We start from the raw sequence: 20,846 nt of genomic DNA on the forward strand, positions 1-20,846 counted from the left end.
TCACCGAACGGCCTCCTCGCCACCGGTCTCGACCGTGGTGCCGTCGGGTACTCCCTGCCCGCGGGCGAGTTCCGGTCCGTTGACGTAGTAGTCCTGCTCGTCCTCACCCAGCCGCATGTCGTGCGGGGGCTGTTCCATACCGGGCAGCAGCGGCGCGAGCAGGTCCTCCTTGGTGTAGATCAGGTTCTGCCTGTTGTCGTCGGCCGTCTCGTACTCGTTGGTCATCGTCAGCGCCCGTGTCGGGCACGCCTCGATGCACAACCCGCAGCCGATGCAGCGCAGGTAGTTGATCTGGTAGTCGAAGCCGTAGCGCTCACCGGGCGAGTACCGTTCGTCGTCGGTGTTGGTCCCGCCTTCCACGAAGATCGCGTCGGCTGGACACGCCCACGCGCACAGCTCGCACCCGACGCATTTCTCCAACCCGTCCGGATGCCGGTTCAACTGGTGCTTGCCGTGGAACCGGGGAGCCGGGATCTTCTTGACCTCGGGGTACTCCTCGGTCAGCACCGTTTTGAACATCTTGGACAGGGTGACGCCGAAGCCCTTCAGGGGATCAGTCATTCCCATCGGGTGCCTCCTTCGTTGAGCTGGTGGGCTCTTGCCCGGCTTCCGGCAGCCGGGATCGCGTACCCGTGGTGGCCGAAACCCTGGTCTCCCTGGGGGTTTCGGGGACCTTGAGGTCGAGTGGCGGCACGGGGTAGCCGCCGCCGGACAGCGGTGCCCGCGGTTCCTCCTGCTCCTCCTCCGGCGGTTTCCGGTCCGGTACGAGGAAGGCCACGATCAGCAGCAGCACCACGATGCCGCCACCGATGAACAGGAACTGCTGCGAGCCGAGCAGGTCGGCGTTGCGTATGCCCCGGATGGCGGTGACCGCGCAGATCCAGACCAGGCTGAGCGGCACCAGTATCTTCCAACCGAGGTTCATGAACTGGTCGTAGCGCAGCCTCGGCAGCGTGGCGCGCAGCCAGACGAACACGAACAGGAAGGCCAAGGTCTTGCCCAGGAACCACAGCACCGGCCACCAGCCGGTGTTGAGGACGCCGTCGCCGATCAGGTACAGCGGCCAGGGAGCGTGCCAGCCGCCGAGGAACAGCGTGGTCGCCAGGGCCGAGACGGTGACCATGTTGATGTACTCGGCCAGGAAGAACAGCGCGAACTTCAGCGAGGAGTACTCGGTGTGGAACCCGCCGACCAGCTCGGACTCGGCCTCCGGCAGGTCGAAGGGTGCCCGGTTGGTCTCGCCGACCATCGCGACGGCGTAGACCAGGAAGCTGAACGGCAGCAGCGCGAAGAACCAGCCGTTCTGCTGCGCGGCCACGATTCCCGAGGTGGAAAGCGTTCCCGAGTAGAGGATGACCGCGATGAACGAGAGTCCCATCGCGATCTCGTAGGAGATAACCTGCGCGGCGGAGCGCAGCGCGCCGAGCAGTGGGTAGGGGGATCCGGAAGACCAGCCGGCCAGCACGATGCCGTAAACCCCGACGGCGGCGCAGGCCAGCACCACGAGCAGGCTGACCGGCAGTTCCACCAGCTGTAGCGCGGTGGGCTCGCCGAAGATGGTGACTTCGCCGCCGATCGGGATGACCGAGAAGGCGACCAGCGCCGGGGTGGCCGAGATGACCGGCGCGAGGATGTAGATCCACTTGTCGGCCATCACCGGGCGGATGTCCTCTTTGAACGCGAGCTTGAGCCCGTCGGCCAACGACTGCAGCATCCCGAAGGGTCCGGCGCGGTTCGGCCCGGGCCGCTGCTGCATCCTGCCGATGACCCTGCGCTCGGCCCAGATGGTCAGCAGCGTCATGACCACCAGGAAGGCGAACGTGGCCACGACCTTGATCAGGATGAGCCAGATGGGGTCGTCGGAGATCAGCCGTGCCGTCTCGTTCATGCGACACCCCCGTCGGTGCCGGTGTGGCCGTTGCCGTTCGGACCGTGCCCGGCGGCGCCGAGACCGCCCGCGCCGTGACCGTTGGCGCCGTCGTCGTGACCGTTGGCGCCGTGGCCGTTGGTCACCGCCGCCGAGACCGCCTCCCCCGCCGCGGTTTCATCCGGTTCCGGGCTTTTCGGCCCACCACCGGGCGGGGGCAGTGGACCGGCCGCGAGACCGACCACCGTGCCGTGCCCAGCCCCGAGCACGCTCTGGACCTTGGCCGGTCCGGAGTTGCCCGGCAACCAGACCACGCCGTCCGGCATCTCGACGATCTCGGACTCCAGCGCGACGGTTCCCCGCTCGGTGCTGACGCGGACCGGCTGGTGCGGTTCGATGCCGAGCCGCCGCGCGGTGTCCCGGGAGATCCGCGCCACGGGTGGCCGGGCCGTACCCGCGAGATTCGGTTCGTCGTGCTGCATCGAACCGTTGTCCAGCAGGTGTCGCCAGCTCGCCAGCAGCGCTTTGTCCCCGACCGGTTCGTCGACCGGCTCGGCCGGTATGTCCGGGGGCTTCGGCCGGGCTCCGGGGTTCGCACCCAACCGTTGGATCTCGGCGGCCACCGCCGCCGGGGTCTGAGTGAACAGGTCCACGTCCATCTCCACCGCGAGGGTGTCCAGCACCCGGCAGTCCGGCAGCGCGCCGGTGCCCTCGATGGTGATCTCGAACTCGCGGGGACGTCCCTCCCAGTTCAGGAAGGTGCCGGACTTCTCGACCGTGGGCGCGATGGGAAGCACCACGTCGGCGTGCTCGGTCACGCCGGAGGGGCGCAGTTCGAGGCTGACTACGAACCCGGCCGACCGGAGCGCGCGACGCGCCTGCTCGGGGTCCGGCAGATCGTCGGGATCGACCCCGCCAACCAGCAGGCCGGACAGCTCACCGGACTCCGCCGCGGCGAGGATGCCGTCGAGCTCCCGGCCGGGGATGCTGGGCAGGCTTCCCTCCGGGACACCCCATGCCCGCTCGATCCCCGAGCGCACCACCGAGTCGGAGACGGGTCGGCCGTTGGGAAGCAGCGTCGGGAGCGTCCCCGCCTCCACCGCACCGCGTTCCCCGGCACGGCGCGGGATCCAGGCGATGCCCGCGCCGGTGCGTTCGGCCACCCGCATCGCTGCGGTGTAGACACCGGAAACCTGGGAGCACCGCTCGCCCAGCAACAGGACGGCACCCGGCTCGGACAGCGCCTGTTCCACTTCGGGCGGTAGTTCGTACAGCGCGGCGGCCTCCCCGCCCGGCAGGCAGGGCAGCAGTCCCCCGCTGTGGATGGGGCTGCCGGAGTCGACGATGTCGGTGGTCTTCTCCACACCGGGCGAGTCCCACTGTCCGAGGTGGAACACCCTGGTGCTCCCGTCGCGGGCGGCCTTGCGCAACCGGAGGAAGACGATGGGCGACTCCTCCTCGGGCTCGAAAGCCACGCACAGCACCGTGGGGGCCGCTTCCAACGAGGAGTAGCTGACGCCGTCCTCCGGCCCGGTTCCGACCACCGAGGCACCCAGGAAGTCGAGCTCCTCGGTGGAGTGCGGCCTGGCGCGGTGATCGATGTCGTTGGTGCCCAGCGCCATCCGGGCGAACTTCCCGTAGGCGTAGGCGTCCTCGCGGGTGAGCCTGCCTCCGGGCAGCACCCCGACGCCGCGCGAGTCGCGCGCGGTGAGCAGCCCGTCCGCCGCACGGCGCAGCGCCTCGGTCCAGGAGGTCTCCCGCAGCTCACCCGACTCCGCGTCCCGCACCATCGGGCGGGTGAGCCGGTCGCTGGCGGTCGCGTACCGGAACGCGAAGCGCCCCTTGTCGCAGTTCCACTCCTCGTTGACCTCGGGGTCCTCACCCGCCAGCCTGCGCATCACCTTGCCGCGGCGCCAGTCGGTGCGCTGCGAGCAGCCCGAGGCGCAGTGCTCGCAGACACCCGGGGTGGACACGAGGTCGAACGGGCGGGAGCGGAATCGGTAAGCCGCGCTGGTGAGCGCTCCCACTGGGCAGATCTGAATGGTGTTACCGGAGAAATAGGACTGGAACGGCTGCTCCTCGCCGATGCCGATCTGCTGCGTGGCGCCGCGTTCGAGCAGTTCGATGAACGGGTCACCGGCGATCTGCTTGGAGAACCTGGTGCAGCGCTGGCAGAGCACACAGCGCTCCCGGTCCAGCAGGATCTGCGAGGAGATCGAGACGGGTTTGGCGAAGGTGCGCTTCTTGTCCACGAACCGCGACTCGCTGCGCCCGTGCTTGAGCGCCTGGTTCTGCAGCGGGCACTCCCCGCCCTTGTCGCAGACGGGGCAGTCCAGCGGGTGGTTGATCAGCAGCAGCTCCATCACACCCTGCTGGGCCTTGTCGGCCACCTGCGAGGTCTGCTGGGTGTTGACCACCATCCCGTCGGCCACCGCCGTGGTGCAGGAGGCCGCGGGTTTGGGCATCGGTTTGCCGTTGACCTCGACCTCGACCAGGCACTGCCTGCAGGCACCCGCCGGGTCGAGCAGCGGGTGGTCGCAGAACCGGGGAATCACGATGCCCAGCCGCTCGGCGGTACGGATCACCAGCTCGCCCTTCGGGGCGTCGACCTCGATACCGTCGATGGTCAGCCGGACGTGTCCTTCCGGTACCGGACGGGACTGCGCGGTGTCGTTTCCGGACGCGGATGCCACCGTCATCGGGCCACTCCTGCCAGTGCGGGTTCCTCTGTCGTGTCGTGCCCGCGGTTGCTCTCGCACAGGGCGAGGAACTCTTCGCGGAAGTACTTGATGCCGCTGGTGATCGGGCTGACAGCGCCGTCACCCAGCGCGCAGAACGAACGGCCGAGCACGTTGTCGCAGACGTCGAGCAGCGTGTCGATGTCCTGCTCGGTGCCGTGCCCGTCCACCATTCGCTCCAGCACCTGCGCCAGCCAGAAACACCCCTCGCGACACGGGGTGCACTTGCCGCACGACTCGTGCTCGTAGAACTGGGTCCACTTCATCACCGCCCAGGGCACGGAAACCGTCTCGTTGAAGATCATCAACGCGGTGGTGCCCAGCATGGATCCGGCCTCGGTAGCCCCCTCGAAGTCGAGCGGCACGTCGAGGTGGTCGGCGGTGAACAGCGGGGTGGAGGAGCCGCCCGGAGTCCAGAACTTCAGCGGGATCCCGTCCTTCATGCCGCCCGCCAGTTCCAGCAGTTCCCGCAGCGTCGTGCCCAGCGGAGCCTCGTACTGCCCGGGACGTTCCACGTGCCCGGACAGCGAGAAGATCTTCGGCCCGGGGGACTTCTCCCGCCCCATGGCGCGGAACCAGTCCGAACCGCCGTTGACGATGTAGGGCACCGAGGCGATCGTCTCGACGTTGTTCACGGTGGTGGGAGACGAGTACAGCCCCGCCTGCGCGGGGAAGGGCGGCTTCAACCTGGGCTGGCCGCGCTTGCCCTCCAGCGAGTCGAGCAGCGCGGTCTCCTCGCCGCAGATGTAGGCACCGGCTCCGGCGTGCACCACCATGTCCAGGTCGAACCCGGAGTCCAGGATGTTCTTGCCGAGGTAGCCCGCGTCGTAGGCCTCGCGCACCGCGTGGTGCAGCCTGCGGATGCAGTGCAGCGCCTCGCCGCGCACGTAGATCATGCAGGTGCTCGCCCGCATCGCGTAGGCGGCGATGACGCAGCCCTCGATCAGCGAGTGCGGGTCGGCCATCATCAGCGGGACGTCCTTGCACGTCCCCGGTTCACCCTCGTCGGCGTTGATCACCAGGTAGTGCGGCCGGGAACGGTCCTTGGGCATGAAGCCCCACTTCACTCCGGAGGGGAAACCCGCGCCTCCCCTACCGCGCAGTCCCGCGGTCTTGACCAGTTCGATGAGCTGGTCGGGATCGGCCGAGAGCGCGGTGCGCAGCGCGGTGTAGCCCTCCAGCTGCTCGTAGGTGCGCAACGACCAGGACTCCGGGGACAGCCAGCGCCGGGTGAGCACGGGAGTCAGCGGACTCACCGCGGCCCGTTCCGGGGCGCTGCCGTCTGATGCGTTCGCTTCGGTCATCGCCTGCCCTCACTTCTTCTCCGGGATGGGCGGAAATTCGACCTCGTCGGGCATCGGTGGTGCGTTCCAGCCCTGTTCACGGGCGAGCTCGGCACCGCGCACCGTCTCGGGGGCCGCGGCCGACGACTCGGCGGCCTCCTCCGCGCCGGGCCCGTCGAAGAACCCGGCGAGCTGGCGCTCGGTGTCCCGGAAGTCGGTCAACGGCGCGCCACGGCTTGGCAGTGGCCGTTCACCGCGCCGCAGCGCCCGAACCGTCTCCAGCGCGCTCTCGGCCGTCTGGTTGTCGAAGTACTCGTAGTTGACCTGCAGCACCGGTGCGAAGTCGCAGGCCGCCAGGCACTCGGCGTGTTCCAGCGTCACCGACCCCTCGGCGCCGGGGGTGCCCGCGGTCTCCTCGTGTCCGGCGCCCAGTTCCTCGGACAGCGCACGGTAGATGCCGTCGCCGCCCATCGCGGCGCACAGCGTGTTGGTGCACACGCTGACCAGGAACTGCCCGCACGGTTGCCGCTTGTACATCGTGTAGAACGTGGCGACCGCGTTGACCTCGGCGGTGGACAGCGCGAGCTGCTCGGCGCAGAACCGCATTCCCTCGGCGGTGACGTGCCCCTGCACCGACTGCACCAGGTGCAGCATCGGAAGCAGCGCCGAGCGGGACTCGGGATAGCGCTCGATGATGCTTCGCGCCTCGGCCCGGACGCGTTCGCCGAACACCGCCTCCCCAGCCGCGGCTTGCTCCGCCGACTCGGCCGGGGACTGCCCACCGGGGGTGAGCACGTGCTCGGTGGTCGTGTAGTCGAACTGCTCGGTCATCTAGCGGTCCACCCCACCCATCACAGGATCGATCGAGGCCACGACGGCGATCACGTCGGCGACGAGCCCGCCTTCGGCCATCGCCGGGAACGCCTCCAGATTCACGAAGCTGGGGTCACGGACGTGCACCCGCATCGGGCGGGTACCGCCGTCCGAAACGTGGTGGTAGCCCAGCTCGCCCCTGGGAGCCTCGACCGGCGTGTACGTCTGGCCCGGCGGGACGTCGAATCCCTCCGTGACCAGCTTGAAGTGGTGGATCAGCGACTCCATCGACTGACCCATGATCTTGCGGACGTGGTCCAGCGAGTTGCCCATGCCGTCCGGCCCGATGCTCAGCTGGGCGGGCCAGGCGATCTTGGGGTCGTCGACCATGACCGGCCCGGGCTCCAGCTTGTCCATGCACTGCCGGATGATCCGCAGCGACTGCCGGATCTCCTCCACCCGCAGCAGGAACCGCGAGTAGCAGTCGGCATCGGTGCTGGTGGGAACCTCGAAGTCGAACTGCTCGTAACCGCAGTAGGGCTCGACCTTGCGCAGGTCCCAGGCCAGTCCGGCCGAACGCAGGATCGGACCGGTGGTGCCCAGCGCCAGGCAGGCGTCCAGCGGCAGGTAACCGACGCCCTTGAGGCGTTGTTTCCAGATCGGCTGGCCGCTGAACAGCTTGTCGTAGTCGGGCAGCCGGTTCTCCATGACCTTGCAGAACTCCAGGACCTTCTCCCTGGAGTTCTCCGGGATGTCCTGGGCGACCCCGCCCGGCCGGATGAAGGCGTGGTTCATCCGGAGCCCGGTGAGGAACTCCAGCAGGTGCAGCACCTCTTCGCGGTCGCGGAACCCGAAGGTCATGCCGGTGGTGGAACCGAGTTCCATCGCGCCGGTGGCCAGGAAGACCAGGTGCGAGGAGATCCGGTTGAGCTCCATCAGCAGCACCCGGATCGTCTCCGCGCGTTCCGGTGCGGACACCCGCAGCAGCTTCTCCACGCCCAGGGAGTAGGCGGTCTCGTTGTGCAGCGGGGCCAGATAGTCCATCCGCGTGACGAACGTGACGCCCTGGGTCCAAGTGCGGTACTCGGTGTTCTTCTCGATACCGGTGTGCAGGTAGCCGATCACCGAGCGGGCCTTGGTGACGGTCTCGCCCTCGAGCTCCAGGACCAGCCGCAGCACGCCGTGGGTGGAGGGGTGCTGCGGCCCGAGGTTGATGACGACGCGCTCCTCCTGCTGCGTGTCGTCCAGGAAGTCCTCCCAGTCACCTCCGGTGACCGTGTAGACCCTGCCCTCCGTGGTCTCCCGGGCGGAGGCGGCGAACGGGTCGCCACCGGACCGATCACCGCCGGACCCGTCACCACCCGGTCGGGAACCGGTGGGGGTTTCGGCGTCGATACTCATGCTGCCTCCTCGAACAGCGCGACCGCCCGGCTCCGAGTCCGGAGGCCGCACCCGATGGATCCAGGCCCGCTCACGTGTAGGACCTGCGCTGGTCGGGCGGTGGAACCTCGGCTCCCTTGTACTCCACCGGGATGCCACCGAGCGGGTAGTCCTTGCGCTGCGGGTGGCCGTCCCAGTCGTCCGGCATGAGGATCCGCGTCAGGGCCGGATGGTCGTCGTAGACGATGCCGTACATGTCCCAGGCCTCCCGCTCCTGGAAGTCGGCCGTCGGATAGACGTCGACCACCGAGGGAACGTGCGGGTCGGCCACGTCCACGGCGACCTCGACGCGGATCCGACGCCGGTAAGTCAGCGAGGTGAGATGACAGACCGAGTGCAGCCGCTGCGGCACCTCGGGACCGTAGTCCACCCCGGACAGACTGCTGCAGAGCTCGAACCGCAGCGCTGGCTCGTCGCGGAACGTCCGGCAGATCTCGACCAGATGCTCCCGATCGACGTAGAAGGTGATCTCGCCGCGGTCCACGGTGATCCGCAGTACCGCCGAGTCCGGGATACCGCGCCGCTTCATGCCCTCGAACAGCTCGTCGGCCACCTCGTCGAACCAGCCCCCGTAGGGCCGTTCCGCCTCCGGTGGCACGTAGGCGGGCACCCGGAGACCGCCGTAGCCCGAGGTGTCCCCGCTTCCGGTCACACCGAACATGCCCTTCCGGGCGCGGCCCGCCACCATCCGCTCGGTGGCCGCCTCCTCCGTGGGACCGGTGTGCTCGGCCGCCGTCTCCGGGAGTCCCCCGCTGGATTCGTCACCGCTCATCGCCGAATCACCTGCCCGCCGTCGTCTCGTTCGGTTCCGCGCGGCCGCGGGAGTCACCGGGCGGCAAACTCTCGATCCCGGCGGCGCCCAGCTCGCCCTCCGCGCCCATCTCGCGGCGCTGCGCGTCCTGCTGCCGCTCGGCCATGCGCCGCTTGGAGCCGCTGCGGGGTGCGTACTTCTCGGAGGAGGCGGGCAGTTCCGTGCGGTGCCCCTGCTCCAGCTGCTCGGCCGCGCGCTTGCCGTTGATGGGCTCGTCCATGACCTTGGCGTGCAGCTTGAGGATCGCGTCGAGCAGCATCTCCGGGCGCGGCGGACAGCCGGGCAGGTACATGTCCACCGGAACCACGTGGTCCACGCCCTGCACGACCGCGTAGTTGTTGAACATCCCGCCGCTGGAGGCGCAGACCCCCATCGCGAGCACCCAGCGGGGCTCGGGCATCTGGTCGTAGATCTGCCGCAGCACCGGGGCCATCTTGTTGGTGACCCGACCGGCGACGATCATCAGATCGGCCTGCCGGGGCGTGGCCGAGAACCGCTCCATCCCGAACCGGGCGATGTCGTAGCGGGAACCACCCACGGTCATCATCTCGATGGCGCAGCAGGCCAGCCCGAACGTGGCGGGCCACATCGAGGTCTTACGAGTCCAGTTGACGAGTTTTTCCACATTAGCCAGCAGGATGCCGTTGGGCAGGCTTTCCTCAAGCCCCATCTCGGCACTCCTTCCCACGAGTCGCCCCGGTGAACGGGGCACCACCGATCCCGACGCGCCCGCACCGGGCGGCTGTCGTAGTCACTTCGCCGGTCAGTTCCAATCGAAACCACCACGCCGCCACACGTAGAGATCGGCGAAACCGAAGGTCAGAATGAACAGAATCACCGCGACCACGCCGTAGAGCCCGAGAGCGTCCGCGGAAACGGCGTAGGGGAACAGAAAGACCATCTCGATGTCGAAGAGGATGAACATCATGGCCGTCAGGTAGTAGGCGACCGGCATCCGGCCACCGCCACCGACCGGCTGCGGCGAGGGTTCTATCCCGCACTCGTAGGCGTCGAGCTTGGCCTTGTTGTACCGACGCGGACCGACCAGCGGCGCGATCGCGACGGAGAACGCGGCGAAGCCGAACGCCAACGCGAACATCAGCACCAGCGGGATGTAGGGATCCAGCACTGTGCCTGCCTCCTTAATCCAGTTCCCGCTACGCCCCGAGCGAGCTCGGCGACCACACTCAGCACTTTATGCGCCCGGTTGTACGCACCTCGTATTGAGGTGAACCTAACTTTATGAATTACGGCACAAAGTCGCCGAAATCTGATCAGACGGGCGCCCTCAGGCGCTAGGTGTGAGCCGAGTAGTGGTACTTATCACACGGTCCACGGCGTCACCTCCCCTGCTGTCGTAGAGGTTGGCCAGCAGCTTGAGCACGAAGCGCATCAGCGACTTGCGGGGGAGTCCGTACTTGGTGGCGGTGCGCATCACCGTCGGATGACCGATGATCTTGCTGAACAGGTTTCCCATCCGGAAGTAGCCGCCCAGCGACTCGGCGACGGCACCGGGGTAGCGGGCCAGCGCGCGTTCCCTGGCCGCGGCGTCCGTACGAGACCTCGCCTGGATCACGCACTCGGCTGCCAACCGGGCCGCCTCCATCGCGTAGGCGATCCCCTCGCCGTTGAACGGGTTGACCATTCCGCCGGAGTCGCCGACCAGCAACAGGCCGGAGCTGTAGTGCGGCATCCGGTTGAACCCCATCGGCAGCGCGGCACCGCCGATCCTGCCGGTGGCGTTGGCCTCCCGAAGTCCCCACTCCTCCGGGGTGCCGTCCAACCAGGTGCGGAGCAGCGCACGGTAGTCAGTCTTGCCGTACGCCTTCGAGGTGGACAGCACACCCAGCCCCACGTTGACGGTGCCGTCGCCCATGCCGAAGATCCAGCCGTAGCCGGGCAACAGCTCGGCGCCCTTCGGATTCGAGTTGTTCCAGAGCTCCACGTGCGACTCCAGGTAGTCGTCGTCGGCTCGTGGGCTCTCGTAGTAACGCCGGACGGCCACCCCCATCGGGCGGTCCTCCCTGCGCTGCAGGCCCATGGACAGCGCCAGCCTGCCGGAAACCCCCTCACAGGAGATGACCAGCGGGGCCCGGTAGCTGACCTCGGCGCGCTCCGGTCCGGACTTGGCGTGCACGCCGGTGATACGACCGGTTCGCTCGTCGGTGATGGCCTCGGTCACCGAGGTCCGCTGCACCAGCCTCGCTCCCGACCGCTGCGCGTGGCGTATCAGCAGGTCGTCGAAGTCGTTCCTGGGCCGGACGACGCCGTAGGGCGGGTACTCGGCCAGTTCCGGCCAGTCCATTTCCAGCCGCACGCCGCCCCCGACGACCCGGAGTCCCCGGTTGTGCAGCCAGCCCGCTTCCGGGCGGGTGTCCACCCCGAGGTCGATGAGTTCCTTTACCCCGCGCGGTGTGATTCCGTCGCCGCACACCTTCTCCCGGGGGAAGGCGCTCTTCTCCAGGACGAGAACGTCCAGCCCCGCCTTGGCGAGATAGGTGGCTGCGGTGGCCCCCGCCGGTCCCGCTCCGACGACGATGACCTCGGCGTCGTCGGTGGCCCGGCCTCGGATGGGGGTGGTTGTCATGGTGCTCCTTGTCCAGCCTTGCTGTTCGGATCGACGTCGTTCCCCTCCGATGATCCCGGCGGAACACGCCGCCGCACCGCCCGAGCGACATCGGCGACCTTGTGAATAAGTTCACTAACGAGTCTAGGACGGACATCCCGCGCGATCGAGACATCGCGAGCGAAAGAAACTCACGGGCGCGGCGGAAGTCGCGCGGGAGGCGCGAACGCGGGCAGGCGCGGGACACGGCATCGTCCGCCCGAAGCAGTGGCGGTCACTGCTTCCTTCGGGGGATTCGACTACGCTGTTCGGGCGGCGTCGATTTCTCGCGAAATCGCCGCCGCAGCGCGGCTGCCGGGGTGTCGATTTCTCGCGAAATCGCCGCGCCGCCACGCCGCGGAGCCGAGCTCCCACCACCCTCGCAGGGCGCACCCCGACCACTCCCGCGATCGGCACCGCCGCGGGTTCTCCCGTGCGGCTCTCGCGAGGACGCCGGAGACGTTGTGTAGTACCTACCCGATGTCTCCGGAACCGCAGCGAGAGCCGTGCGAGAGGTTCCGCCGAGTGAGCAGTCGAAGCAACCCGGCCGGAAGAGTTCGATCAGTAAGGTTTGCGGGCGTGGTGCAGGGCTACGATTCCTCCGGTGAGATCCCGCCAGGCCACCTCGGACCAGCCGGAGCGGGCGATCGTAGCGGCGAGCTCCCGCTGATCGGGCCAGGCGAGGATCGACTCGGCCAGATAGACGTAGGCGTCCGGATTGCTGGCGACGGTCCGTGCGGCCGGCGGAACCGCGCGCAACGCGAGGTTGCGATAGACGGCGCGCAACGGCCTGTTGGTGGGGGTGGAGAACTCGCAGATCACCAGCCTGCCACCGGGACGGACCACGCGGGCCATCTCCCGCAGCCCGGCCTCGGTGTCGGCCAGGTTCCGCAGTCCGAACAACATGGCGACTCCGTCGAAGGCACCATCGGCGAACGGGAGCCGCAGCGCGTCGGCGGCCACCATCGACAACTCCCGGTGCTCCCCGGCCGCGAGCATCCCCAGTGAGAAGTCGGCGGCCACGCAGTACGCACCACGCCGGGAGAACTCGGCGGTGGAGACGCCGGTGCCGGCGGCCAGATCCAGGATCCGCTCCTCGGGAGCGGGAGCGAGCGCCCGACGGGTGGCGTCCCGCCAGTGGCGGTCGAGCCCGAAGGAGAGCACCGTGTTGGTGCGGTCGTAGCCACGGGCGACGTCGTCGAACATCGCCGCTACCGCACGGGGGTTCCTGTCCAGGCCGGCACGAGACACACCCGCACTTTACTAGTAGGAGTCGGCGACCCGGTTTCCGCAGGTGTCCACTCGGCGGAACCTCTCGCACGGCTCGTGAGCGGGTGCCCCGACATCGGGTAGCGACCTGCACAACGTCTCCGGCGTCGTAACGGCGCGGCGATTTCGCGAGAAATCGACGGTGGCCGGGCCGAGTGGTGGTGCCCGCGATCCGGTGCCGCCGCACCGTGGGCCCGGCGATTTCGCGGGAAATCGACGCCGCTACCACCGAAAGCGGTACCGCCTCCCGGGCTGAGCGATTAGAATCCCTCTCGGCCGATCGGACGTGGCACGCACCGCGTGCGGGCCAGTCGGCCCGGACCACTCCGCACCGCTGCGTACCCGCCCGGGATTCTTGACCGGAGCATCGCCGCGCGGCCACACGCAATTGGCCTGCCGGTTACCCATAGCGACCACAATGGTGCGGTATGAGTGTTTCGCCTCCCCCGAAGACCGGCCGTGCGGAACAGGCCCTGATCTCACGCGCCTTGGAGACCGCGGGGCGGCTGGCCAACGAAGCGGCCGATGTCATCACGGCAACGGCGGGACACGACACACCACCGTCGGAGCCGGACTCCCCCTTCGACTGGGTCACCGATGTGGGACGCACCCTGGAACGCCATACCCGGAGAATCCTGGCGGAGCACTTTCCGGGAATACCGGTGTACGGCGAGGAGTTCGACGCGGCCGCGTTGGGCGAGGGACAGGGCGGTTTCCGCTGGGTGGTCGACCCGGTGGACGGCACCGCGAACTACGTCGCCGGGGTGCCCTGGTGTGCCTACAGCCTGGCGATGCTCGACGCACAGGGCCCCGTGGTCGGTGTGGTGGCCGATCCCTACCGGGCGCAGATATACGCGGCCGCTCGCGACCGGGGGATGCGTGCGAACGGAAAACCGGTGCGGTTGACGGAATCGCGTTCCCCCAGAGCGAGCATCGTCTGCACCGAGTTCACCAGGTACGGCCCCTGGCGGGGTATGGACAGGTTCATAACCAACGCCGCTGCCGATCACGTGGGGGTTCGGGTTCTCGGGTCACCCGCGCTGGCGATCACGCAGGTGGCGCTCGGGCAGGCGGTGGCCGCCGTGCTTCCCTCCTACGGGGAGTGGGACGTGGCGGGAGCGCTGGCACTCGCCGTGGAGTCCGGGGCCAACGTGCTGGACAGCTACGGAAGGCCCGCCTCGCTGCCGCACGACGGTCTTCTGGTGGCCGCTCCCGGGGTCACCGAGACCGCGTTCGGCTGGTGGTGGCACGCATCGGGAGCGGACTGACCAACAGCCCACCGTTCAGGCCCGCGCCCTCACCAGCGAGGGCGTCTCAGGCGTTCCGCCCGAACCGGCCCTGCCCTCCAGGATCGCCGACATCGCGGGCAACAGGGGGAATCGCTCCCGCAACGCGGCTATTCGCCGCTGTGCGTGCTCCTGGTCGGCCCCCGCGGCCAGCTCGGCGACCACACCTGCCAACTGGTCTCCCAGTTCGGTGAACCGCGATACCGCCATCACGACACCGTCCTGAATCCTGCGGAGCGCCACGCGCCGTGTCGAATCGGCGGTGGCGCCCGGGGAGTCACCGGTGTCGAGCTCACGGGCGAGCTGCACCAGCGTTCGTACCGTGGGCAGCTCGGCGTCCATGCGGTAAACGACCTGCCGCAACCCGCGACGCACCGGTAGCGATGAGACCGTGTCGGCGGCTCGAACCGCCCGGTGCACGGCCTGCTCGCACCGGTTGAGTTCGCACAGCCACGCGTCTCGGTGCTCGGTCAGCGCGTGTTCGAGTCCGCCACGGGCGTCGGTGCTGGTGCCCGACGTGGTCTTCGGCGGCTCTTCGGGGACCGGAGGCGCGCTCGACGAACGTCGAGCCAACACCCCCAGGAGCACACCGAGCACGCCGGCGGCCAACGCCACGATCAGGTGCGTCCAGAATCCGCCCATTTCCCGCGGTGCCCTTCGCTCGAACTCCCCCTGGCCGTGTACCGGGGTTCCTCCTGACCGGAACGGATGGAACGCTCCGCTCCACGAGGACTCCCGAGGCGCGCACTACGCCACTCGAAGAGTGTGCCCGGAGAGCGGTCCGGTTCGCTTGGGGGAAAGTACTCAAATACCGACCGGCGGAATCCCCACCGGTTCTCGAATTCCCGACGGGCTCTCGGGCTCCGAACGGCCCTCAGGCCTCGACCGTCTCGTACTGCCGCATCTCGGCGAGCAGGAACTCCAGCGCGGTGGTGTGCACACCGGTGCGTCCCAGCGGCTCCACGTCGTCGTGGAAGACCCGCGCGTCGGGCGGTTCCAGTCGCGCCACCGAGAGCACCTCGTCGAGCAACGCCGCCACTTCGGTGCGCAGCCCGGCCGGATCCACCGCGAAGCCGAGGGCGGCCAGCCTGCGCTCCACGGGGTGTGGGACGAACAGTTCGCCGGTCATCGGCCAGACCCGGGCCAGCCCGGTGCTCATCCGCTCCCGCGAGGCGGACGTGCCGTCGCCGAGGCGGATGACCCACTGCGCGGCGTGATCGCGATGTCCGCGCACTTCCGGCAGCGCCACCCGCGCCAGTTCCGAGAGCACCGGATCACGGCTGGCGACGAGCTTGCCGAACAGGGCTGTTCGCCAGGCCGCGCAGACCATCAGCCTGGCGATGGAGACGGCGAAGTCCCCACCCGCTCCGGGACCGCAGTCGAGCTCGACGAGCCGGACGTTGCGGAACTCCTCCACCCCTCGTTCGTGCGCGAGCAGGTTCTCGTCACGCCCGCTGTCCTCCACGGTCGCGGCGCGGTGCAACAGCTCTCTGGCGTGGCCGAGCAACTCCAGCAACATGCCGACCTGGACGCAGTCCTCCTCCAGATCGGGGGAGTGCTGGCACCAACCGACCTGACGTCGTGCCAGCACGAGAGCGTCGTCGCCGAGCATCATGCAGTAGACCGAGAGGTCGGCCGCGGAAACATCGTCCGGAACCCCGCGATCCGTCGACGTCAGTGGAGTGCCCGCGGCCCGCACAGTCCAACGCTGCCGCTCACCGAGGGAATTGGAAATGCCTTCGGGCGTGGCGGTGCCCCCGCCTTCACGAGCTCCCCGCCGGTAGGGGAACCACCTCGGTGCGTCGCCGATTCCGGAAGTAACCATGGCCGCCCCCGTTCCGCCCCGGTCCGCTCGGCTCCGGTCCACTCAGCCCGAACCGCGGGATGTCACTTCGGCTGTCAGCGCTGGTTCGGCCGTCAGCACTGGTTCGGCTGTCAGCGCCGGGTCACACCGTCATTCTCCCACCGCAACGCGATACCCCCAATAGAGTGAAGAACAGTGGGGCGCCTCAAGCGCGGAGAGTGCGCCGCGTCAGCCAGTAAGCGGACAGCACGATCGCCCACAGCACCGCCAGCGCGCTGCCGACGGGCAGCAGCGCCACCGACATGTTCCTGCCCGCCACGCGCACCAGATCCGGGTTCCCCCTGTCGAACTCGACGCTGACCAGCTGCCCCTCCTGCAACCCCACGGGGTAGAGCACGCCGTTCGGCGGGGTGTACACCCGGCCACTGTCGGTGTTGAACCGGACCACGGTACGCAGGTAGGACTTCTCCACGACCTCGGCCGAGGCGGTTCCCATGTCCTGTTCGATGCTGCGATCGTCGATGTGGCAGGCCAGCAACAACGCCAGACCGAGGGCGGTGAAGAAACCACCCACCGCCAACACCAGCGACGGCGCGAGGCGCCGGAACCCGCGTGGAAACCACCGCGTTCCCGAACGGTTGTCGGCGCTGTTCGGTTCCGCGGTGCCGACCGTCCGCTCCGGTTGCGTCTCGCCAGTCACGACCAGTGATTGTAGTGCTCCCGGCGAGCCGGCCGGCGTTCCCGGTGGCAGCGGACGCCTCCGAGGTGGCGACGGGCACGCGCGAGGCGGGTGTCACCCGACAGAGTCGCAGGACACCTACCCTCGAAACGTGGACCACTTCCAGCAGAATCTGACTGTCCGCACACGTAGGGTTCCGTCTCCAGAGGGACACTACGATCTTTTGGACCTGTTGCCCGAAGGGATATCACCCGATTCGGGGCCGCTTTGCTGGACGCGACACGGTGAAGGGGTGGTCGGCTGGGGAGAAGCGCTGCGCATCGAGACGGAGCGCGAGGAGCGGTTCGTGGCGGCGGACGAGCGGTGGCAGCGGCTCGCGGCGCGGATGGAAGTCGACGACGAGGTGAGGCTGCCGGGGACGGGTCCGGTGGCCTTCGCCAGCATCGCCTTCGGCGACGATCCCGGGTCGTCGGTGCTGATAGTCCCCGAAGTCGTGCTCGGGCAGCGCGGCGGGGTGCGTTGGATCACCACCATCGGTGAGCACGACCGGCGGCTTTCCCGTGCCGCTCCCGCACGGGCTCCCGGAACCATCCGCTACAGCGACGGGGAGTTCCCCACCACGCGTTACCGGCAGGCGGTGGCCGAGGCGGTACGCCGAATGCGCGGCTCGACCGAGCTGAGCAAGGTGGTGCTGGCGCACGATCTGCTCGCCACCACCTCGGAACCGCTGAACTCGCGCTACCTGCTCGGCAACCTCGGCAGGCGCTACCCCGGGTGCTGGACGTTCGCGGTGGACGGGCTGGTGGGAGCCACGCCGGAATTACTGCTGCAGCGCAACGGCAACGAGGTGAGTTCCCGGGTACTCGCCGGGACGGCTTGGCCGCACGAGGGACGCACCCAGCGGCAGCTGATGTCGGAGTTGCTGGGCTCGGCGAAGAACCGCGGGGAGCACACTTACGCGGTGCGTTCACTGGCGGACGGGCTGGAGCCGTTCTGCAAGGAGCTGGACGTGCCCACCACTCCCGAGGTGCTGCGACTGCGCAACGTGATGCACCTGGCTTCGGACGTCTCCGGACAACTGGACCCGATGCTCGCGCAGAACGGCCACGCCGGGCTGCTGCGACTGGTGCAGTCGGTGCATCCCACGGCCGCGGTCGGCGGAACACCGACGGCGGGCGCGATCGAACTGATCGACGAGCTGGAGGAGATGAACCGGGAGCGCTACGCGGGACCGGTCGGCTGGGTGGACGCCGACGGCAACGGGGAGTTCGGTATCGCACTGCGCTGTGCACGGATCACGTGGCACTCCGGCGAGGGATCGCGGGCGCGGTTGTTCGCGGGCTGCGGCGTGGTCCCCGACTCCGATCCGGACACCGAGGTCACCGAGGCGGAGGCGAAACTTCTCCCCGTTCGGGAGGCTCTGGAAGGGGTGCGTTGAGCGCGGCTGTTCGTCGACGCCGAGCTTTCTTCCGCAGGGTGTTCACTCGTGCTCGGCTGGGCACGCGGCGCGTAGTTTCCGCAGCACCGCGTCCACGTCGTCGGCAGCCGCCCGGGGATCCGCTCGGTAGGCGATGACCAGTTTCTCGGCCACACGCTCGGGATCCTCACCGTTGAGCAGATCGCGCAACACCCGGGCTCCGGTCGTGTTGAGCTCTCCGGACATCTCGTCGTGCAACAACATCCTCTTCGGACCTCCACGAGCCCGCCCGGCCGACGATGCGGCTGTGCGAATCCTGGACTCCACACCGGACCGACCGGGTGCTTCCACTCGAACGCTAGCGAGGTCTCCGGTTCCCGCAAAGCCGCAGTACCGGAATTCACGCGAAGGTACGACTCGCACGACTGTGGAACGACACGAAAAACCATCCCCGCTCGCACCGAGCGAACGGGGACGGTGACGAGAGCAGCCGGTTCAGCCGCGGTTGTGCATTCCGGCCAGCAACTCGTGAGTGTGGTTCAGCTGCTCGACCGCCTTCGGCGCGGACGCGTCCGCGGTCCGCGCGGCGGCGCTCCGGGGAACCCCGGTCTCATTGCCCACCCGAGGTTTGCCCTCGCTGAACAACCACTTGTCGAAGAAGCCGTCCAGCCGCTGTCCGGAAACGCGTTCGGCGTGCTCGATGAACTCCGACACGGTGGCGTTGCCGCCCCGGTTCCGCTCGAACCAGGTTCGCACGGTGCGCAGCATCTTCGCGTCGCCGATCCGGTTCCGCAGGGCGTGCAGCGTCATGGCCCCACGGTTGTAGACCGAGGCGTGGAAGAGGTCCTCCTTGCCGGGGTCACCCGGCGTGACCTGCCAGAACGGCGAGTCGGCCGGGTACGACGAGTAGTAGTGGTCGAACAGCTCCTGGGCCGTTCCGTTGCCCTCGTGCTCGGCCCACAGCCATTCGGCGTAACTCGCGAAACCCTCGTTGAGCCAGATGCTCGACCAGTCGTCCAGCGCCACCGAGTCGCCGAACCACTGGTGCGCGAGCTCGTGGGTGACCACCGAGGTGTTGGAACCGATCCGGAAGAAGTTCGGGCTGTAAACGGGCCTGGTCTGGTTCTCCAGGGCGAATCCGAGCCCTTCGGCGGGCACCACACCGCCCTGGGTCTCGAACGGATACGGTCCGACGATTTCCGAGAGGAATTCCAGGATCTCGGGAGTGCGTTCCAGGCTGGCCTCGGCGGGCCCCTTGATGTCACCGAGCCCGTCGGCGTAGGCGGTGACCATCGGCTGGTCGAAGGCACCCTTCTTGCTGTGCACGTCGTACTGCCCGATGGCCAGGAACGCGAGGTAGGTGGCACTGGGGCTGGGCATGCGCCAGTTCCAGCGGGTCCAGTCACCCTGGCGGATACGAGCGGTCATCCTGCCGTTGGAGAGCACTTCGGTTCCGTTCGGCACGGCCACCGAGATGTCGAAGGACGCCTTGTCCGAGGGGTGGTCGCTGGCGGGGAACCACCACTCGGAGATCAGGGGCTGTCCGACCGCGACGGCACCGTTCTCGGTGCGCTTCCAGGGGGTCTGCCCGTCGACCTCCACCGTGGAGGGTTTGTCGGCATAGCTGACCACGAACGTGGCCAGGCTCCCCTCCGGCAGTGCTCGCTTCGGCGTGACCGTCACCTCGGTGGCACCCTGCCGCTCGACCCGCGCGGGCGCTCCGTTGACCCGCACGGACCGAATCTCGAGCGCGAAGTCCAGGTTGAACGAGTTCAGGTCCTCGGTCGGTTCGGCCACGATGGTCGTGGTGCCGCGCAGCAGGTCGTTCTCCGGCTGGTAGCGCAGCCGGATGTCGTAGTGGGACACGTCGTAGCCGCCGTTTCCCGCCTCCGGGTAGTACGAATCGCCGACGCCGGGTGCGCCCGCGCCGCCGGTCCCCGCCAGGGCCGGGGTCGCGAGAACCGCCGTCGCGGCGCAGGTGGCGACAGCGGTACGTAGCGCTCGTCTCCGCAACAAGTGACAACTCCTAACACGGTGCTCGATCCGGAACACAACCAGTGATCATACGCATACGAAGCGGGATCGGAGCGGATCAGCGGGCACCGGCCGAACATCGAACCGTGGGCGGTCCTGTCGGACCCCGGAGGCTCGGACACACAATGCGGGCATGCCGAACAGCACACGGGGAACCTCCCCGAGCGTCCGTCCGATCGGGAACACCGCCCTACTCGCGGCCGGAGTCGTCACCGCGATACAGCTGTCGACGGACAGTCCCGCCGCGGCAGGCCCTTACGTCGTGGCCCTGCTGCTCTGCGTGCTGGGAACGGGACTGCGGATCGAGTCGGCGATACGGGAACGCGTGCCGGAAACGAATCCGGGTACGGAAACACCCCAGGACCACACGAGCGGGTGACATTCCTCGTGGCGCCGGAGGCGCGAAACGCCGTCACTCCCTGCCGGGCATGGCCGGTCCGATGTGGTCGTGATCGCGCAGGTGCTGCAGCAGATCGAGCACGGCCTCGACGCTGGTTCCCGCGATCGGGCCGCGCCGGTGCGGGATCGGCACGTCGGTGTAGGTGGTGTAGGCGACCCACCCGGCCGGATCGACGTTGTACATGACGCTGCCGAGATGGTCCCCGGCGACGTAGACCTCGTAGCCGACGGTCGCCCGCTCCTGGTCGACGATCGGTTCGTAGTGCTGGTCGGTGATCTCCTCGGCGGTGTACAACCGGGCCATCGCTGCTCCCGTGGTCGGATTCCGGCGTAACGGCGCCGCACGCGTTCGGCGGCACGGCGGCCCCTGATCCGACAGTCTCGCACCGACACCGATCCGA

General features: G+C 68.5%; 20 protein-coding genes. 3 read left to right on the top strand and 17 right to left on the bottom strand.

Translation table 11 applies throughout. From position 1 onward, the window contains the following. From nuoI to J2S53_RS13390, 11 genes are all read right to left on the bottom strand, one after another. On the bottom strand, nt 1–567 hold the full coding sequence (nuoI, locus tag J2S53_RS13340) for an NADH-quinone oxidoreductase subunit NuoI (protein ID WP_092626359.1): 567 nt from the start codon (nt 565–567) through the stop codon (nt 1–3). Next, nucleotides 554–1,888: an NADH-quinone oxidoreductase subunit NuoH gene (nuoH, locus tag J2S53_RS13345; RefSeq protein ID WP_456241219.1), complete on the bottom strand. Its 1,335-nt coding sequence runs from the start codon at nt 1,886–1,888 to the stop codon at nt 554–556. Before nuoH ends, nuoI begins: the two co-directional genes overlap by 14 nt. Continuing rightward, nucleotides 1,885–4,566, bottom strand: a complete 2,682-nt coding sequence (locus J2S53_RS13350) for an NADH-quinone oxidoreductase subunit G (protein WP_456241220.1) — start codon at nt 4,564–4,566, stop codon at nt 1,885–1,887. Before J2S53_RS13350 ends, nuoH begins: the two co-directional genes overlap by 4 nt. Then, entirely contained in the window at nt 4,563–5,909 is a 1,347-nt protein-coding gene (nuoF, locus tag J2S53_RS13355; RefSeq protein ID WP_456241221.1) for an NADH-quinone oxidoreductase subunit NuoF, read from the bottom strand. The genes J2S53_RS13350 and nuoF overlap by 4 nt, the downstream gene beginning before the upstream one ends. 9 nt (nt 5,910–5,918) lie before the next feature. Further along, nucleotides 5,919–6,719: an NADH-quinone oxidoreductase subunit NuoE gene (gene nuoE / locus J2S53_RS13360; RefSeq protein ID WP_456241222.1), complete on the bottom strand. Its 801-nt coding sequence runs from the start codon at nt 6,717–6,719 to the stop codon at nt 5,919–5,921. Beyond that, nucleotides 6,720–8,102: an NADH-quinone oxidoreductase subunit D gene (locus tag J2S53_RS13365; RefSeq protein ID WP_456241223.1), complete on the bottom strand. Its 1,383-nt coding sequence runs from the start codon at nt 8,100–8,102 to the stop codon at nt 6,720–6,722. Nucleotides 8,103–8,172: 70 nt separating this feature from the next. Beyond that, entirely contained in the window at nt 8,173–8,913 is a 741-nt protein-coding gene (locus J2S53_RS13370) for an NADH-quinone oxidoreductase subunit C (RefSeq protein ID WP_456241224.1), read from the bottom strand. A gap of 7 nt (nt 8,914–8,920) precedes the next feature. Continuing rightward, the gene (locus J2S53_RS13375) at nt 8,921–9,622 is read right to left on the bottom strand and encodes a NuoB/complex I 20 kDa subunit family protein (RefSeq protein WP_456241225.1); all 702 of its coding nucleotides are present in this window, start codon (nt 9,620–9,622) and stop codon (nt 8,921–8,923) included. 93 nt (nt 9,623–9,715) lie between these two features. Next, the gene (locus J2S53_RS13380) at nt 9,716–10,081 is read right to left on the bottom strand and encodes an NADH-quinone oxidoreductase subunit A (RefSeq protein WP_092626373.1); all 366 of its coding nucleotides are present in this window, start codon (nt 10,079–10,081) and stop codon (nt 9,716–9,718) included. A gap of 159 nt (nt 10,082–10,240) precedes the next feature. After that, entirely contained in the window at nt 10,241–11,539 is a 1,299-nt protein-coding gene (locus J2S53_RS13385) for a geranylgeranyl reductase family protein (protein ID WP_456241226.1), read from the bottom strand. Nucleotides 11,540–12,118: 579 nt separating this feature from the next. Next, on the bottom strand, nt 12,119–12,808 hold the full coding sequence (locus tag J2S53_RS13390; protein ID WP_456241227.1) for a demethylmenaquinone methyltransferase: 690 nt from the start codon (nt 12,806–12,808) through the stop codon (nt 12,119–12,121). A 446-nt stretch (nt 12,809–13,254) separates the two neighbouring features. Here J2S53_RS13390 and J2S53_RS13395 point away from each other — a divergent pair, with 446 nt between their 5' ends. Continuing rightward, nucleotides 13,255–14,094: an inositol monophosphatase family protein gene (locus J2S53_RS13395; RefSeq protein ID WP_456241228.1), complete on the top strand. Its 840-nt coding sequence runs from the start codon at nt 13,255–13,257 to the stop codon at nt 14,092–14,094. A gap of 15 nt (nt 14,095–14,109) precedes the next feature. On the opposite strand, the gene J2S53_RS13400 is transcribed toward J2S53_RS13395, so the two are convergent. From J2S53_RS13400 to J2S53_RS13410, 3 genes are all read right to left on the bottom strand, one after another. After that, nucleotides 14,110–14,754, bottom strand: a complete 645-nt coding sequence (locus J2S53_RS13400) for a hypothetical protein (RefSeq protein WP_456241229.1) — start codon at nt 14,752–14,754, stop codon at nt 14,110–14,112. A gap of 232 nt (nt 14,755–14,986) precedes the next feature. Then, complete coding sequence (gene paaC / locus J2S53_RS13405; RefSeq protein WP_456241230.1) at nt 14,987–15,937, bottom strand: 1,2-phenylacetyl-CoA epoxidase subunit PaaC; 951 nt, start codon at nt 15,935–15,937, stop codon at nt 14,987–14,989. Nucleotides 15,938–16,121: 184 nt separating this feature from the next. Further along, entirely contained in the window at nt 16,122–16,616 is a 495-nt protein-coding gene (locus tag J2S53_RS13410) for a DUF3592 domain-containing protein (RefSeq protein WP_456241231.1), read from the bottom strand. A gap of 211 nt (nt 16,617–16,827) precedes the next feature. Between J2S53_RS13410 and J2S53_RS13415 the strand changes: the two genes are divergently transcribed. After that, on the top strand, nt 16,828–18,033 hold the full coding sequence (locus tag J2S53_RS13415; protein ID WP_425427652.1) for an isochorismate synthase: 1,206 nt from the start codon (nt 16,828–16,830) through the stop codon (nt 18,031–18,033). A 42-nt stretch (nt 18,034–18,075) separates the two neighbouring features. Here J2S53_RS13415 and J2S53_RS13420 read toward each other — a convergent pair whose 3' ends face one another. Together J2S53_RS13420 and J2S53_RS13425 are read right to left on the bottom strand one after the other, a co-directional pair. Then, the gene (locus J2S53_RS13420) at nt 18,076–18,276 is read right to left on the bottom strand and encodes a PqqD family protein (RefSeq protein WP_456241232.1); all 201 of its coding nucleotides are present in this window, start codon (nt 18,274–18,276) and stop codon (nt 18,076–18,078) included. 231 nt (nt 18,277–18,507) lie between these two features. Then, nucleotides 18,508–20,028: a M1 family metallopeptidase gene (locus tag J2S53_RS13425; RefSeq protein ID WP_456241233.1), complete on the bottom strand. Its 1,521-nt coding sequence runs from the start codon at nt 20,026–20,028 to the stop codon at nt 18,508–18,510. A 151-nt stretch (nt 20,029–20,179) separates the two neighbouring features. Here J2S53_RS13425 and J2S53_RS13430 point away from each other — a divergent pair, with 151 nt between their 5' ends. Beyond that, nucleotides 20,180–20,425 carry a hypothetical protein gene (locus tag J2S53_RS13430; RefSeq protein WP_456241234.1) on the top strand — a complete coding sequence of 82 codons (246 nt, stop codon included), beginning with the start codon at nt 20,180–20,182 and terminating at the stop codon, nt 20,423–20,425. 33 nt (nt 20,426–20,458) lie between these two features. Here J2S53_RS13430 and J2S53_RS13435 read toward each other — a convergent pair whose 3' ends face one another. Beyond that, nucleotides 20,459–20,749, bottom strand: a complete 291-nt coding sequence (locus J2S53_RS13435) for a hypothetical protein (protein ID WP_456241235.1) — start codon at nt 20,747–20,749, stop codon at nt 20,459–20,461. Nucleotides 20,750–20,846 lie beyond the last annotated feature (97 nt).

This window comes from Actinopolyspora lacussalsi, from assembly GCA_030803735.1.
GTDB lineage: Bacteria > Actinomycetota > Actinomycetes > Mycobacteriales > Pseudonocardiaceae > Actinopolyspora > Actinopolyspora lacussalsi.